11 protein-coding genes are annotated in these 16,399 nt (G+C 34.9%); 3 read left to right on the top strand and 8 right to left on the bottom strand.

Annotated elements, in window-relative coordinates; all coding sequences use genetic code 11:
- Nucleotides 1–33 precede the first annotated feature (33 nt).
- The 8 genes from WN975_RS07735 to WN975_RS07700 form a co-directional block, all read right to left on the bottom strand.
- Nucleotides 34–1,611, bottom strand: a complete 1,578-nt coding sequence (locus tag WN975_RS07735; protein ID WP_337966015.1) for a phage tail sheath C-terminal domain-containing protein — start codon at nt 1,609–1,611, stop codon at nt 34–36.
- Between the two features lie 36 nt (nt 1,612–1,647).
- Nucleotides 1,648–2,481 (bottom strand): hypothetical protein, encoded by an 834-nt coding sequence (locus WN975_RS07730; RefSeq protein ID WP_337966014.1) that lies wholly within the window; start codon nt 2,479–2,481, stop codon nt 1,648–1,650.
- Nucleotides 2,478–3,047 carry a Pvc16 family protein gene (locus WN975_RS07725; RefSeq protein ID WP_337966013.1) on the bottom strand — a complete coding sequence of 190 codons (570 nt, stop codon included), beginning with the start codon at nt 3,045–3,047 and terminating at the stop codon, nt 2,478–2,480. Before WN975_RS07725 ends, WN975_RS07730 begins: the two co-directional genes overlap by 4 nt.
- A gap of 488 nt (nt 3,048–3,535) precedes the next feature.
- Complete coding sequence (locus WN975_RS07720) at nt 3,536–4,396, bottom strand: LuxR C-terminal-related transcriptional regulator (protein ID WP_337966012.1); 861 nt, start codon at nt 4,394–4,396, stop codon at nt 3,536–3,538.
- A gap of 402 nt (nt 4,397–4,798) precedes the next feature.
- Complete coding sequence (locus WN975_RS07715; protein ID WP_337966011.1) at nt 4,799–6,334, bottom strand: hypothetical protein; 1,536 nt, start codon at nt 6,332–6,334, stop codon at nt 4,799–4,801.
- Nucleotides 6,335–6,432: 98 nt separating this feature from the next.
- Nucleotides 6,433–8,541, bottom strand: a complete 2,109-nt coding sequence (locus WN975_RS07710) for a hypothetical protein (RefSeq protein WP_337966010.1) — start codon at nt 8,539–8,541, stop codon at nt 6,433–6,435.
- A 542-nt stretch (nt 8,542–9,083) separates the two neighbouring features.
- Nucleotides 9,084–9,521 carry an META domain-containing protein gene (locus tag WN975_RS07705; protein ID WP_337966009.1) on the bottom strand — a complete coding sequence of 146 codons (438 nt, stop codon included), beginning with the start codon at nt 9,519–9,521 and terminating at the stop codon, nt 9,084–9,086.
- Between the two features lie 335 nt (nt 9,522–9,856).
- On the bottom strand, nt 9,857–10,327 hold the full coding sequence (locus WN975_RS07700; protein ID WP_099708086.1) for an Lrp/AsnC ligand binding domain-containing protein: 471 nt from the start codon (nt 10,325–10,327) through the stop codon (nt 9,857–9,859).
- Between the two features lie 189 nt (nt 10,328–10,516).
- Between WN975_RS07700 and WN975_RS07695 the strand changes: the two genes are divergently transcribed.
- The 3 genes from WN975_RS07695 to WN975_RS07685 all read left to right on the top strand — a co-directional run bounded on the left by WN975_RS07695 (nt 10,517) and on the right by WN975_RS07685 (nt 16,397).
- Entirely contained in the window at nt 10,517–11,332 is an 816-nt protein-coding gene (locus WN975_RS07695; RefSeq protein WP_337966008.1) for a DUF1338 domain-containing protein, read from the top strand.
- A gap of 234 nt (nt 11,333–11,566) precedes the next feature.
- Nucleotides 11,567–13,120, top strand: a complete 1,554-nt coding sequence (locus WN975_RS07690) for an aldehyde dehydrogenase family protein (RefSeq protein WP_337966007.1) — start codon at nt 11,567–11,569, stop codon at nt 13,118–13,120.
- Nucleotides 13,121–13,274: 154 nt separating this feature from the next.
- Nucleotides 13,275–16,397 (top strand): TonB-dependent receptor, encoded by a 3,123-nt coding sequence (locus WN975_RS07685; protein ID WP_337966006.1) that lies wholly within the window; start codon nt 13,275–13,277, stop codon nt 16,395–16,397.
- Nucleotides 16,398–16,399 lie beyond the last annotated feature (2 nt).

Raw genomic sequence — 16,399 nt, 5'->3', positions numbered from 1 at the left:
TTAAAAAATTTACTTAATTGAGTTTTTGTTTGATTAACTAGAAGTTGCCATTTGCTGTTGAAATGTCAGAACGATAAATTCAGCAGGATGAACAACTGCAACTTTTACAGTTACATTCATAAAACCATTTAAAAGATCATCTGCAGTCATTGTAGAACCCAATCCGCAAGCAACTGAAAATGCATCAGAAGCACTCGCGCCTTGTAAACCGCCTTGTTTCCAGATAGAATTAAGGAAACTACTAATCATTGAAATAACAGCTTCCCAGGTATTTTTGTCATTAGGTTGAAATACATAAGCCTGAGCCGCCAGTTTGCAAGATTGCTCTAAGAAAATCATCGTTCTGCGTACCGGAATATATTTCCAGTCCTGACTGTTTCCGTCCAGTGTTCTCGATCCCCAGATTAAAATTCCTAAACCGTTAAAAGTTCTGATGGCATTGATCGATTTACCCGAAACAGCATCAACGTTTAAGTTGCCTTGTTGACTCTCAGAAATAGAAATTGGTAAAGAAGATACTCCAACAATAGAAGTATTTGCAGGAGCTTCCCACGGACCAATTGCGTTGTCTACAGTAGTAATAACTCCTGCCATAGCACCACTTGGAGGAAGAATATTAGCATCAGACAAGATGTGCTTAATCATCAAAGAATACGTTTGACTCGCAATCAAAAGTGCATTATTGTTTTGCGTTACCGTCAAAGTACTTGTAGGACTTTGCATGTTGGCAATAATTGTTGCAACGGCTGGATTAGGAGCACTTGGAGGATTAATTATTGGTTCTAGTTGTTTTAAATCTCCACCAAATAAATTAGTGTAATCAATATCAGAATTTTGCATTATTGTAGTTCCCACAAAAGGATAATACGCCATTCCGTAGTTTAACCCGTTTGAACCCGTGTTCATTCTGAAATTTGCAATATCCTGCGTGTACAAGATTGGGTCCGGATCGTCGCCGCCAATAATGTCAAACAAGCACATTGCCGTTTGCATTTGTGTCGACTGAAGAAGCATTGCCTGCATTAGTGTACCATTGTTTTCTACGCTTAACAAAGTTGCTTCAGGGCAAATGTACATTGTTGGTTCCTGCTCATTTTTCAATAGCGCAAGACCGCCTGTCAAGTCAGTCAATTGCACATTTGGGTTTACAACAGGAATTCCCGGAGTTCCTGCTTTTCCAGACGCAGGTCCGTAAGAACCTACAGAAACAATATAAGCATCTCCACCGCCATTTTCGTAAAAAAGCCTTATGCTATTGTACAAATAATAAACCGTGTTAGGATCCGGAACAATTGAATAAAACGTTGTACCGATTTGCATGTAATCTCCCCTTAAAGGTTGACTTTTTTCGGCTACCAGATAATATTCAGGGCTGTATTGCTTCGCCGGACTTGCAGGTGCAGGTGGATCCGGTAAACAGAAAAAAGCCTGAAAATCAGCAAATGATGTGATTTTTACCGGCACATTCGTATACGATTTTCCTTCGTAAGAGGCCTGAGGTGTGTACCCTATAAATGCTGGTACGGCTGTAGCAACTGCAACAACTGAATTGGGAAAAGCATTTAATTCTTGAATGTAAACACCAGGAGTTTGGATGGTAGATAAATTCATTGATTTTAGTTTTTAATGTTCATTTTTAATAGTTTTTTATAGATAGATATACATTGGTGATGCGACCTGATTTTGGTCGTTATTTTCGATTAATCCTATTCGGGAAACGTCAGGAACAGGAAGCCCTTTTATAATTACTTTGGGTTTTGTATTACTTTGATTTGTTGAAGTTGAACTACTTATCAAGTCAAATTTATATTTAGGTTTTTCGCTCAGTGTGATATAGGTTTTATTCGAAGTAAACAATAATGCCGATTCTCCGGTTGGAATTGTTACGGTTTTCGGACCATCAAATTGTATGTTTTCTTTTTCGGTAATCGAAGGATTGTTGAGCTGAACAGCATTTTTATTTATAAAATAATATTGCCATTGTGTTGCTCTTGCAGTAAAATTTATTTCGAAAAGTACAGTATCATTTGTGTTTTGCTCTTTTAAAATATCTTCGAAATAAATTTTTAAATGACCAAAATGCGTCGATATAGGTTTGTTTTCTAAGCTTTGGTTGAGCGTTATTTTACCATTATTGTTGATGTTTTTAGGATCCTGACTGGAGTAATTAATGGCGCCAATCCAGTTAATGGGTAATGTCGTAAAAAGAATGAAATTGGGATTACTGCATTTGATATCAAATTCGAAATAATCTTGCTGCGTAGTTTTAGAAATATAATCTAATAAGTCTGATAACGAAGATTTTGTATTAGAATATAAATCGAATCCGTTTGAAACGTGATTCATTCTAAATCCGAATTTCTTTAATGTCTGATCAGTTTTATGATTCGGAATAAAATGAAGACAATTGCATTTGCCATTATCAAAAAAAGTATGATAAGCTGCAGTGCCAAAGATCTTTATGTAATTATTCTGTATCATTTTCCAATAGTATTGCTGGTGCTTTTTACAGACGGTATAATTTCCATAATTTCGTGACCCTGAACTTTTATCAGCTTCATTTTGTAAATTATCGAAGGCTGATATTTTGCTGCCATCGCCGTCCACAAACTGTGCATTTGGTGGTAAGAGATTTTTTCATATTCGAATTCTAATCTGCTCAAACCATCAGGAATAGAAGAAGAGGACGAAGCATCGAGATAATTGTTTATCTGAAAAAAGACGATAACGGCATCCAGAAATTTTAGAGATTCTGTATAATCGTCGAAGTTGCTGCTAATTAATAAGTCGATGTTGTATTTTTCTGTTGGATTGAAATTAGAAAAACTTCCGTCTTCTAATTTTTTATTTCTAATGTAAAAAGGCTGGTTGGTTTCTTTTTCGATATTAATTAAAGATAAAACGACTTTATTCTGATTCACTTTTGGCAAAGTACCGCTTGGTTCAATAAGATAATTCAGGACTGTTTTGTCTTCATCCAAACCAAATCGGTTTTTTAAAAACTGTCCGAGCAAATTTTTCGTAAATTGAAGTGATTGATTGATCATCTTGTCTAATTCTTTAATTGATTTGGGGAATATAGGCAAATAAATTACCTATAACTATTGTAAAAGTAGTTGAGAATTAGATTTGTACATAAAATTATTAATATACTTTTCGTGTACATAATCAAAAGATATTTTACGCTTTTGTAGACAAAATGTAGACAGAAAACGTTTTTTGTAGACAAAAAATGTTTTGTCTATTTGTGACGTAGACAATAAATTTCTTCGATTTTACGGATTTCCACATTTTTATGATTATGATCGCGTATGATTATGTATGATGGATTAAAATCCATCTCTACAATATACGCCGTTCCTCCGGAACTCTTTCGTAAAATTCCGGAGGAATGAATTATTTTGTAGCAACGGATTTTAATCCGTTGAAATGTATGAGATATATTCGCAATATTTTGCGTTTCATCTTTGTCAAAGTTTTAAACTTTGACAAAGATTTTCGAAGGTAATTTTTTGCGTGTTTTTCGCGTGATTTTTTAAGAAACAGTTCTCAAGTACGAGATAATGTCTTGTTCTTTTTTAAGGGTCAATTTCTTTTTCAGGCGGTATTTGTGAGTTCGTACGCTTTCCTGATTGATTCCAAGGAGATTTGTGATGTCATTATTGCTCATATTCATTTTGATATAGCAACAATATTTTAAATCTTTGGAGCTTAATGAAGGATGTTTTTTGGCTAGAGCCAAAAGAAAATTCGGATTTGATTGTTCGAAATAAATTTTAAAATCATCCCAGAGTTTTTTATCGTTTGCGACTGTTTTTATAGAATTTACAATCGACATTAATTCAATTCTCGTACTATCGTCAACATTAGGATAGAGGTAAGAAATGCGTTCTTTTACCTTTAAAAGAACTTCAACTTTTTGATCAAGTTCCATTACGTAATGGCTTAACTTATTGGAGTTATTCTTTTGAAATGCTGCTTCGACAAACGATGTTGGAATAGTATTTTGGGTTTCTCCTTTTTTCAGTAAAAAAATAGATCGGATTCTATAGATTAGATATTCGGCATTATTTAAATGGTTATAAGAATACGTAAAAACGATGCAGTTTTTTGACCAGCATAAAGATTCACATTCGTCGTTTTTTGTCAAGCAGAGAATTGGAATATCATTTTTGCAGAAATTAAAATTCGGATCATTTATAATAGTCTGGTTTTTTTTGAAACATAAAAAAATCAGATCAGGATTTAAGGATTCTGCGGTACGATTTAAATCTGCAGCTCTTGAAACGGAAACGGTCGAAATAGTAAAATCTATTATGGTCGACAAAATATGCAATACTTTGGTTAATACCATAGTATCATCACATCCAATCAATATTGTTTTCTTTTCAAGCATTTTTTCTGGGGAGTATTTTTTTTGCCTGGTTGTTGTGTTTTAATCTGTTTTAAAATTAAATATCTTTTGACTACAGAATTTAAAATATGCCATAGAATGGTTTTTTCCTGTCATGAAATCGAGTTTTGTATGAGATATTTCTTTTCGAAAAAAGAGTTATCAAATAGATTCAAATTTAAAGTGAAATGGTTTTATCAGGAAATAAGATAAAAGAGTTCTACAAGGCTTGTAAAAGAAGTTTATTTTTTTATTTGGTATGTAAAATTATAAAATAATTACAATATAATGATAAGTAATAATACTGTTTTTTTTCAGTATATTCTTATTTTAACGATTCGTTTACATAAAAAAAAGATTCCTCAATATCGAGGAATCTCTTTTTATGGACCTATATAAAATTGGTTATTTCTTAACGGATTTTTTCTTTTGATTTGCATTTGCCGTAGGATATTTTGCAAAAGAAAGTGCAAAACTAAAATCGCCAAATTTATTATTGTTAGTACTATCCGGAGGATAAGGAGCTATCGTGCTGTAAACATGACATTGAAAGCATGTTTTGGTTTGTTGCACGTATGTTTCCATCGTTGAATTTGCGACAATATGCGTCCCGCTAAGCATTGAAGAGGCATTTATATTTCTTGGTATATTGACTGGCGTTGTAGGATCTGGAACTGGACTTTGTGTCCAAATAACATCTACTAGCTCATAATATTGCCAAACCGAATTTGGATAAAATTTCTTGATATTTTGCTGCATCAACGTATTGATTGGAGCTGCATCAGTTGGATCAATATTGTTCATTCGTGTAGTTTGAGTTGGAACAGGACCAGCCTGATTTAGATAATAGGGCGGTGATGTATTGGGGTTACATGTGACGACTTTAGTAGAATCTCCCGCACTTGTTTTAATAACTACATTTTGATTTGTACAATTAGCATTGTAAAAATTATAACCATATGGAGGCGGAGTAGCCGTTAGGTTATTATTATCTGGAGCATTGTCTACTTGTTCAAAAGTTGCCCAAAGCCATGTAGGCTGATTTTGTGTTTTATGCAAGATATGAAGTCCCACAAGTGCCACAACAGTATTTCGAAGTTTTTTTGTGATTGGATCTAAAACTGTAGCATTCGATAGTTTATATCTTAGCCATTTAGGTGACTTTCGATCTGTAACTTCCATCCATGCTGCTTTTAATTCAATTGCACCAACAGTTGTAGTACCATATGCGCCCTGAGGAAAATTAATGGGCTGGTTTTGTTTAACAGTATCGTGTTGTACTTGTGCGTTGTAGAATCCTTTTTGGACAATAAAATCATAATAGTCTTTGTTCAGCATAATTTCATACCATACATTGGTACTGTTTTGTGCGCCCATCCAACTTGGTTTGTTAAATGGTGCTGCCTGATTTGGACTAAAATTTATTGTGGCATCGTTTTCTTCAATTTTGCTCACAAAGGTAAGCAGCTTGGTTTGTGTCTTTTTTAGCAGAAACTTTTGTGATTTAAAAAGTCCGCTATATTCATCTGATACTAAAGTTCCCCATACAGGCGGTTTTGAGCCATCGTCAGGAAACAGCACTTCTCTTGGCATATAGGTTTCCCATTGTACAAAGTTAGTATCATTTGGCGTACCAAAACTTGCATTAGGCGAAGAAGGCCAGTTTAAGGAAATGAATTCCTGCCAAGCAAAACAATCTGCCTGTGACTGAAACGTAAATGAAAATAAATCAGTTGGAACTAAATTATTAAAAGTAATAGGAATCGTAATGCCGCTTGTACTTGGAGAATAACAATTACAAGTATTAGTTTGCGATGAAGGAATAGGTTGATAAGAAGATTTTGTGTGATCAAGTTCTGTCTTTGAAGCAATAACAGCCAATGGAATTATGGCAAGACCTATCCAGAATATTTTTTTTGAAAATGTAGTTTTTAAATTCATTGTTTTGAGTATTTGAAGGAAAGAAAAAGGGGAAATTATAAAGCGTTGAAGTAAATTCAATGCTTATATTTTCCCCATATTATTGAACTCGGTAATGATTATCCAATTGTAATTTTCACCGATATACTACCAATGTTATCTGCAAAGCCAGCTCCGTAGATCGCATTTAAATCATCATTAATACACAACTGCAATTCGCCTTGAAGATTTGCAGGAACAGTAGCGCCCATACCAACAAGAAAAACAGTATCTCCAACTTTGCCTATAAGTGCACCTTCATTTTGACCCGGCATTGTATAACCTGGCTGACCAGCTATAAAGTATGGATTTCCATTTGCATTATACAATTGTCCGTTATTGTCATCTGGATTTGCTGTCCAAAGACCGCTTTGATATGCGATATTAACAGTAGTTCCAGAAGGAATAATTACACCCGTATTTTGCCATTTAATATTCGCTTGTATTGTTGTAGGCAATACAGTAAACATTGCCGGCATTGCTGTACTTTGGTTTTGTCCAACGTTTGTGATGAAAACCCCATGAGGACCTGCAGCAGCATTTACACCAACACTTATAGTAATAAACAAAGCCGTATAAGTACTTGGCAAACTATTTCCCGGTACAGCATAGCTAATACCAGTTTGAACAGAATTTACAACTGCTATAATATTAGGATCATCAAAAGTTACGTCCGGATAAGTCGAAGGATCGTTGTTTACAGCAGTGCAGGTGTCGCAAATTAATACCATACTGGCTCCGTTTGCCGAATTAAAAATTGTTGGCGGAATGAAAGTACTATTACTCAAAAGTGAAATTGGATTATTCACCGGATTAGGCACACTGGTATTGTACATCGCGTTAAAATAATCCTGATAAAAAAGTTGCAAAGGCTGAGCAAAAAGAGTAGAAGGCGTACCAACAGCGTCATAACCCTGAGGAGTTGTTGGACTATCATAACTACTGGCAACAATTTGCATTTTAAAAGTTGAAGCAACCTGAGATGCCCATGCAATATTTTCGCCACTGATTTTTATATCGCTAATTGTATAGTTTTTATCAGCAGGAACTTCAAATACAGCGTGTAATATAAAATTACCCGGCATCTGAGTACCATATTCATCATTTAGAGTTTTAGATCCGCGTACAATGTTCCAGAATGTAGAAGCGTCTGTGCCATCAGGAGTACTATAACCGCCAAAAGAAGGCATTTGGATATACAATCCCGGTGGATTTGCAAGCGTAACAACCTGAGAAGGTTTTTGCGTAGCTGGAGGACCAGTAACCAGATTGTTTACATTACCGCCAATAGTTGGATCACTGTTACGATTTTTTTGTCCGTATTGAGCATCACAAAGCAGCGTATTAAATGATCTTGAAGGCCATGCAGTATTTCCTGTACTTCCAGATGGATTATTGCGCTGTACAGTTGCCGCAGTTGCCAATCCAATTTCTGTTTGCAAAGTATTTGGCGTACTTGTCAAATGTATAGCGCCGCCTAATGTATCACTTGATACTGGTCCGCTGTTCCATTTATTCAACGGATTGTAAATAGGTTGTCCAGTAATTGGATTTACTGCACCAGGCAAACTTAAATCTTCTAAGGTAATTTGCGGTTTATTCAATATAGATTGATAAAGCGTAACTACTTTGTTAGGATCAATAAGCCATAGACTATTCCAGTATTCCGGATTTTCGCATGTAAAATCAATACGAATAATTTTGTTATCGGAATTTCTAGTTACTGCCCATTCACAATATTCATCCTGCCAGCCTCTTGGACCATACGGAAAATAAGGAATAGTTGTAGTATTGCTACTATCACATGGACTACTGCTAATCAATCCTTGAATGTTACCGGTATCTGCCATTTGGTTCAATTGATCTTGTGAAGCATTTGGAAAATTAAAAGCTAATCTTCCTGGAAAAGCTAACCAATTAACTGGTGAATACGAACTTTGAGGATTGTTTTGTACCGGATTATAATAGTTTGTAGTTGGAGGCGTATTAGAGGAATTCCAAGGATTGCTTAACATTCCTTGTTGTGTAAATTCATCCAGATTTGAACTCCATAGATTATTCAATGCCGTTTGTTTTGCAGAATCTCCTTGAAAATCCTGAATACCGGCTGGTGTTCTAAATTGAAAATTGCTGTTTGCGTTTTTGATTACAGCAACATCATCTTGTTCTTTTGTGTTTTTTGATTCCATAATATTAGTTTATTTTTGTTGTTAGTCCTACTCGTATGGCTTTTCAGAAGTCGCCCCGTTTTTTAAAGTGGTTTCAGGATTCCACTTTTTTTTGAGGATTGAATTGGGTGATTTTTATTGCGTACAGGGAGAATTGTACAAATTGATCTGGCTTATAAGGCTAAGTTTGCTGTAGTAAAATTAAAAACTATATATGTAAGAATTTAGCGTAAAAATACCTGTTTTAATTTATTGATGTTTAGATAGTTGTAAATAAAGGATGATAATTATGCCTAAAATAAAAAAAAGAAGTTGCCTCAATTATGAGACAACTTCTTTTTTTATTTCGCCTTTTATAGCAGTAAATTCGTATGTTTTAAGAGATTTTAGACATTGATTTTTATAATATTAAACACAGAAAATCTTCCTTAAATCAGCGTCAAAAAATAGAATAAGAGTTCGGATAAATTGTTTTCGAAAATTGTTTAAAAAAGATACAGCAATAAAAAAAACCGCTTCAAATTTTACATTGAAGCGGTTTTTTATATTAGATATAATGACTTTTATTTATCAGCCACTTTTTTAAATCTCATCATCGGAATGTCTTTTACCAACAAATTAAGTTTACCATCTTTATCAATAGAATAAGAATCTATTTTTCTGATCATTTGTGTAAAAACTTGTTCACCGCCACCTTCACAAAACATTAATGTAGCAGGACCTTGCTCACCAAAGCTAAGAGATTTTCCTTTTAAAGTATAAGGAGCACTGTAACCGTTGCAACCAGCATTTCCGAAAACCTGACCTTTACTTTCGTCAAATTTAATAAATGGTTTTTTGGTAGGAAACAGACCGTCAAAAGCAATACGCGGACCAGAAATATATTCTAATTCCCAAGTTGTATTGTAAAGATCAGAAGAGCTTGTGGTATTCTTCATCGTTGTACAAGAATTAAATGATAGTGCTAAAACAGCAACAAAAAGTAAGATGTAATTTTTCATAAAAAACGATTTTAGAACATAAATTTAATAATTATTAATAGAATTTACATCATAAAAAGGGCAAATTTTTCATTTTACGTGTTTCGTTTCTTATTTAATTTTTAAAGGTTTAGTCCCTACGGGACATTTTTTAAATAGGAACTATATTGTATTTTACCAATATTTAATCTCTACGAGATATACTCCGTTAGGAGTTATATATTGGTAGAAATAAAATTATCCCATCCAGAAAAAATGTCCCGTAGGGACTAAACATTATCGCTGAAATATTAGAAAATAAAATAAATTCAAGAGATTAACCCAATCTTTCTTCTATAATCTTGCTTCTTCAAGTCTTAAACAGGTAAATTCTTCTCAAAAGCCGCCCCAAAAGAGAAAAACGAATCCGTACTTCCAACGCCCTCGATTTGGTGAATTTGTTCGTATAGAATTTTACGAAGTTCTTCGTTGTTAAAAGAAACAATTTTGATGAATAAAGCATATTTCCCCGAAACCCAGTGACATTCGATTACTTCTGGGATTTCCTTTAACTTTTCGGCAATAGAATAAGAGTATCGAGCTTCTTTAGTAACGATTCCGGTGTAGGTAATAGTTTCAAAACCAAGTTCTTTAGCATTTAGCTTGACGCCAAAACCTGTAATTACACCAGCTTCCTGTAATTTTTTGACCCTTAAATGCACTAACGAATTTGATATATTTAATTCCTTCGCAAGATCAGAAAATGGTATTCTCCCATTCTCACTAAGTTTTTGCATGATTTCGCGATCTAAATAGTCAGTATTTTCATTCTTCTTGATACTCGCCATAGCTCTTGATAGTTTATAGATTCTATTATTTTGACAATTCTAATGGTAAAACTTGATTTTAAAATGTCAAAATTACAAAAAAAACCTTCTGAAATGTCTAGATTTCAATAATCGTATCTACAGGATGTTATATTAACAGTATAATACATAGATTTGTGTCATAATAACATTATTTTAAGATAACCAAACATGAATAAAGATCAATTACTTACGAAACTATGGGAGCAATATGCTGATATTACTCCATCTGCAAAAAAAATACACGAATTATTAGAAGATAAAGGCGAAGAAATTCAAAATGACCATATCGCGATTCGTACTTTCAATGACAAACGTGTTAATATAGAAGTATTAGAAAAGCCTTTTATCAATGTTGGTTATGAGGCAAAAGGCGAGTATAATTTTGAAACCAAAAAATTATATGCAAAGCATTATGAGCACGCTACTGATAAAAGCGCTCCAAGAATCTTTATCTCTGAATTAGAATTAGAAAAATGTTCAGCTGAATTACAAGAAACAGTACAGAACATTTTGGACAGTTGTGACCAAAATGTATTCAACGATCCAGAATTGGTTTTAAGCGGTTCTGTTTGGAAAGGAAACTCTCAAAAGATTTACAAATCATTATTAGAAGAATCTGAATATGCTGCGTGGATGTACGTTTACGGTTTTAGAGCAAATCACTTCACGATAAATACTAATGCTTTAAAAGGCTTTAAAACATTAGAAGAATTAAACAATTTCTTAGAAGAAAGCGGTTGGAAATTAAACGCTTCTGGTGGAAAAATAAAAGGAACGCCAGAGCAATTATTAGAACAATCAAGCACATTGGCAGATTTATATGTAGTAGATTTTGAAGAAGGAAAAGTAGAAATTCCGTCTTGCTATTATGAATTTGCACTTCGTTACCCAATGGCAAACGGAGAATTGTACCAAGGATTTGTAGCATCATCTGCTGATAAAATCTTTGAAAGTACAGATGTAAAGTTGCAGGAAACTAAATAATTAAAATTCGTTAGGCGTAAATTTTAACACATAGTCCCGATAGCTATCGGGATTAATCCTTAAAAAGGCATTTCACTTATTTAAAATAGACATATATGACTATGTGAAAGAAATGAATTTCTTTAAAAATTCTCTTTTACTAAGAAGAAAATCTATGTTTCTATGTGTTAAAAAAATTTTCGAATTATCCGCAAACGATTGAGAAAGACAAAATAATAAATAAAAAAGGTCGGAATGACAAAAACAGAATTAGGATTCGGAATTAAAGAAGCTTTAGACCAATTAGGAATAAAGGATGTTAATGAAGGAACTTCAACAGGGTTAAACAATTTTTCGAACGGAGAAATTTTAGAAAGTTATTCTCCGGTAGATGGAGCATTAATTGGAAAAATTAAAACTTCGACTGCTGCAGATTATGAAAAAGTAATGGAATCGGCAACAGCTGCTTTCAAACAATTCAGAGTAATGCCAGCGCCACAACGTGGAGAAATTGTACGTCAGTTTGGAGAAAAATTACGCCAGAACAAAGAAGCTTTAGGAAAACTGGTTTCTTATGAAATGGGTAAATCTTTGCAAGAAGGTTATGGAGAAGTTCAGGAAATGATCGATATCTGTGATTTTGCAGTAGGACTTTCGCGTCAGCTACACGGATTAACAATGCACTCAGAGCGTCCGGGACACAGAATGTACGAACAATATCATCCTTTGGGAGTTGTTGGAATCATTTCGGCATTCAATTTTCCGGTTGCAGTTTGGGCTTGGAATACCGCTTTGGCTTGGATTTGCGGAGATGTTTGCGTTTGGAAACCTTCTGAAAAAACACCTCTTTGCGGAATTGCCTGCCAGAATATTATTGCCGAAGTTATCAAAGAAAACAACCTTCCGGAAGGAATTTCTTGCTTAATCAATGGCGATTATAAAATAGGAGAGTTGTTGACAAGCGATAAACGCGTGCCATTAATTTCGGCTACAGGTTCTACAAGAATGGGTAAAATTGTTGCGCAGGTAGTTGCGGGACGTTTAGGAAATTCATTATTAGAATTAGGTGGAAACAATGCAATTATTGTAACGCCGGATGCAGATATTAAAATGACTGTTATTGGTGCCGTTTTTGGTGCCGTAGGAACTGCAGGACAAAGATGTACATCGACGCGTCGTTTGATCATTCACGAAAGTATTTATGATAAAGTTAGAGATGCAATTGTTTCTGCCTACAAACAATTACGCATTGGAAATCCATTAGACGAAAAAAATCATGTTGGTCCGCTTATCGATAAACATGCTGTCGAAATGTATAATCAGGCTTTAGAAAAAGTAGTTGCCGAAGGAGGAAAAATCCTTGTTGAAGGCGGCGTACTTTCTGGAGAAGGATACGAAAGCGGTTGCTACGTAAAACCTGCAATTGCAGAAGCTGATAACACATTTGAAATTGTACAACACGAAACTTTTGCCCCAGTATTGTACTTATTAAAATATTCAGGAACTGTAGAAGATGCCATCGCAATCCAAAACGGTGTTGCACAAGGATTATCATCGGCAATTATGACAAATAATTTAAGAGAAGCCGAGTTATTCTTGTCTGTTACAGGATCTGATTGTGGTATTGCCAATGTAAATATTGGAACCTCAGGCGCCGAAATTGGAGGTGCTTTTGGTGGAGAAAAAGAAACAGGCGGAGGAAGAGAATCCGGATCTGATGCCTGGAAAGTTTACATGCGTAGACAAACCAATACAATTAATTACACCACTAGTTTGCCACTAGCACAAGGAATAAAATTTGACTTGTAAGCCGAATTAGAACTAAAGCTTACACCAAAAGTCATAAACAGTACCGTAATTTATTTGGTCAGTGTTTTACCGCCACTGACTAAATAAATTGCGTCATATTAAATAAAAAACAACAAAAAAAAGAAAATTTTAACTAACTAAAACCATTACCAGAATGAAAAAACTACTAGTTAGGAAGCTAAATTTGCTTCCTTTACTGCTATGTCTATGGTTGCCAAGCATCAACTTCGCACAAGCACAAAAGACAATTTCAGGAAAAGTTACAGACGATAAAAACAACACATTGCCAGGTGTTAGTATTTCTATCAAAGACTCAAAGTACAATGCAGCAACAGACATCGACGGAAATTATACGCTGGTATATTCCTCAAGTCTTACAGATCCCGTTATCATTTTTTCTTATATGGGTTTCATAGGAAAAAGTGAAGCCGTAAATAACCGCACAGAATTTAATGTGGTTATGCAGGAAGAAACCAATAAATTAAATGAAGTCGTTATTATAGGTTACGGATCTCAGAAAAAGAGTAACGTGACCGGAGCTATTTCTACCGTTAAAAAAGAAAGTCTTGAAACCAGAGCCACAACAAGTCCGGCCGAGGCACTTCAAGGTTTAGTTGCAGGGGTAAACGTGCAAAAAAGCGGTGGAGTTGCAGGAGCTTCTGTAAGTGTAAAAATTCGTGGAGTTAACACTTTTGGAGCAACAGAACCACTTTATATTATTGACGGATTTCAAGGATCTATTAATACCATCAACCCAACCAATATAGAATCTATGGAGGTTCTTAAAGATGGTGCTGCAGCTGCAATTTACGGATCTGTAGCCGCAAATGGTGTAATTATCGTAACGACTAAAAATGGTCAGAAAGAAGGCGTAAAAGTTGATTTCAGTTCCTTTTTAAGCATTACAAATCCATCAAAAACATTAGACTTATTAGACGCTGACGGATATCGCACGGTTAATAAAAGAATGTATGATGAATATAATAAATATGCAACTACGCCAAAACCGCTTCCGGCTTATATTACAGCGCCATCTAATGTAAATACAGATTGGCAGGATGAAGTTTTCCGTTCTGGATTTACCCAAAATTACGGTTTAGGAGTTCAGGGAAGACAAGGTGATTTTAAATTTGCTTTATACGGTAATTTAGTAAAGCAAAAAGGAATCGTAATTGACAACGAATTTGGACAACAAACAGCAAGCGCAAGAGTTAGTTTCAAAAAAACGATTTTTGATGTAGACGGGAAAATGGCTTACATCGGAACACAAAATGCATTGCCAAACTTTCAGTTAAAAGAAGTTTATACAATGGCGCCTTTAGTTCCGGTTTATGACGAAACACAACCATACGGTTACGGATTGGCAGACAAAAATGGTTTACCGGCAGCAACAAATCCAGTTGCCGAAGAACACTTTAGAAAAAGCAATGACGTAGGACAGGATTTAACTGCAAATATCGCTATTACAACAAATATTGCTCCTTGGATAAAATACAAATTAGCGTATTCTTATCGTGTGAAAAATAACCAGCAAATGGTTCATTTTCCACCTTATATAGCAAATCCAAAAGAGGTGCATCTTTATCCGTTGCAAAGCGAATTAAGAACAACCTGGAACGAGCAAATATTAGACAATATTATCACAATCGATAAAACATTCGGTAAACATGTTTTCGGTTTAATGCTTGGTAATACTTTCAACAGTCAATCTTCAAACTGGAATCAAGTTAGCGTAGAAGGTAAAACAACGGATTATACGGTAGAAAATGGACAATTAGTTTCAATCGATCGTCCGTCTGGATTTCTTGATCCTGGTTTCGAAACTATTGGAGCAGGAAGAGGCGGAACATATACTGCAGACGGTTCAAAATTTCAATACAATCGTGTATCTTTCTTCGGAAGGTTAAACTATTCATACAATGATCGTTACTTACTTCAGGTTACGGTTAGAAAAGATGGTTCTTCAAAATTTGGAGAAGACAGCCGTTGGGGAACATTCCCATCTGTTGCTTTAGGATGGAAAATCGAACAAGAAGATTTCTTCCCAAAAGATATGATCCTTTCTACATTAAAATTACGTGCAAGCTGGGGACAATTGGGTAACGAAGCTGCATTAGGATATTACTCAGCAAATACATTGATTAAAACCGGAAATACTTTAGGTAATGGTTATGTACAAGGAATTGGAAGCAACCCTTGGCCGGGAAGTATTGCAACAGCATTAGAAAACAGAAATCTGCAATGGGAAACGACAGATTCTAAGAATATTGGACTTGATTATACCCTTTTGAAAGGAAAAATCAGCGGTTCGATGAATTACTACCATAATGTAACAGACAATTTGTTGATTACCAAAAAACTGGCTCCATCTGCCGGAATCGACGATCCAATTCTTAACGTAGGTAAAATTAGCAATAGCGGATTTGAATTTGAAGTAAACTATCGCGATCAGGTTAACGAATTCAAATACAACGCAGGTTTAAACCTTACCACACTTAAAAATAAAGTGGTAGAATTAGCAAACGAAGGACAAACAATTTACGGAGAAGGATTGAAATATGGAGACGAACACTTTCCAACTCAAGCTCGCGTAGGAAGTCCAATCAGCGGATTCTATTTGTACAAAACAGATGGTATTTTCCAAAATGCACAAGAAGTTGCAGCTCATAACAAAAACGGAGTTTTACTACAGCCAAATGCACAACCCGGAGATATTCGTTTCAAAGATTTGAATAATGACGGCGTTATCGACGAAAAAGACAAACAATACGCCGGAACAGGATTACCAAAACTAGAAGTAAACCTTAGTTTAGGAGCAAGTTACAAAGGTTTCGATTTTTCTGCTTTGATTGGAAGCGGTTGGGGTAATAAATTATACAACGGAAACAGATATTTCTACGAATCTATGAATTCAGGAACCAACATGTTGGCTTCAACATTAAATTCATGGACACCGGAAAATCACAGTAATATACCACGTGCAGTATTGCAGGATCCAAACGGAAACAGCCGTGAATCAGATCGTTTTCTTGAAAGTGGAGATTTTATTAGAATGCGCCAATTGCAATTGGGATATACTATTCCGAGCAAAATGTTAGGTAAAGCAAAAATCGACAAACTTAGATTTTATGTAAGCGTCGAAAACCTGTTTACCATCACCAATTATTCAGGTATAGATCCTGAATTCTCACGTGCTTCAGTAGTAGACACGGGTGTTGACCGTTTTGTTTATCCATTTACAAGATCATTTGTATCTGGAGTTCAGTATATATTTTAATA

Origin of the sequence: uncultured Flavobacterium sp. (assembly GCF_951805225.1) — a bacterium.
Taxonomy (GTDB): Bacteria; Bacteroidota; Bacteroidia; order Flavobacteriales; family Flavobacteriaceae; genus Flavobacterium.
The sequence above is the reverse complement of the archived record's forward strand: the minus strand, read 5'-3'. Positions and strand labels throughout refer to the sequence as shown.

What these genes read in the sequence shown, in the direction of transcription:
- WN975_RS07730 (WP_337966014.1), bottom strand. Translation starts at nt 2,481, where the DNA reads ATGATACAGAATAATTACATAAAGATCTTTGGCACTGCAGCTTATCAT.
- WN975_RS07690 (WP_337966007.1), top strand. Translation starts at nt 11,567, where the DNA reads ATGACAAAAACAGAATTAGGATTCGGAATTAAAGAAGCTTTAGACCAA.
- WN975_RS07705 (WP_337966009.1), bottom strand. Translation starts at nt 9,521, where the DNA reads ATGAAAAATTACATCTTACTTTTTGTTGCTGTTTTAGCACTATCATTT.
- WN975_RS07685 (WP_337966006.1), top strand. Translation starts at nt 13,275, where the DNA reads ATGAAAAAACTACTAGTTAGGAAGCTAAATTTGCTTCCTTTACTGCTA.
- WN975_RS07720 (WP_337966012.1), bottom strand. Translation starts at nt 4,396, where the DNA reads ATGCTTGAAAAGAAAACAATATTGATTGGATGTGATGATACTATGGTA.
- WN975_RS07715 (WP_337966011.1), bottom strand. Translation starts at nt 6,334, where the DNA reads ATGAATTTAAAAACTACATTTTCAAAAAAAATATTCTGGATAGGTCTT.
- WN975_RS07695 (WP_337966008.1), top strand. Translation starts at nt 10,517, where the DNA reads ATGAATAAAGATCAATTACTTACGAAACTATGGGAGCAATATGCTGAT.
- WN975_RS07710 (WP_337966010.1), bottom strand. Translation starts at nt 8,541, where the DNA reads ATGGAATCAAAAAACACAAAAGAACAAGATGATGTTGCTGTAATCAAA.
- WN975_RS07700 (WP_099708086.1), bottom strand. Translation starts at nt 10,327, where the DNA reads ATGGCGAGTATCAAGAAGAATGAAAATACTGACTATTTAGATCGCGAA.
- WN975_RS07735 (WP_337966015.1), bottom strand. Translation starts at nt 1,611, where the DNA reads ATGAATTTATCTACCATCCAAACTCCTGGTGTTTACATTCAAGAATTA.
- WN975_RS07725 (WP_337966013.1), bottom strand. Translation starts at nt 3,047, where the DNA reads ATGATCAATCAATCACTTCAATTTACGAAAAATTTGCTCGGACAGTTT.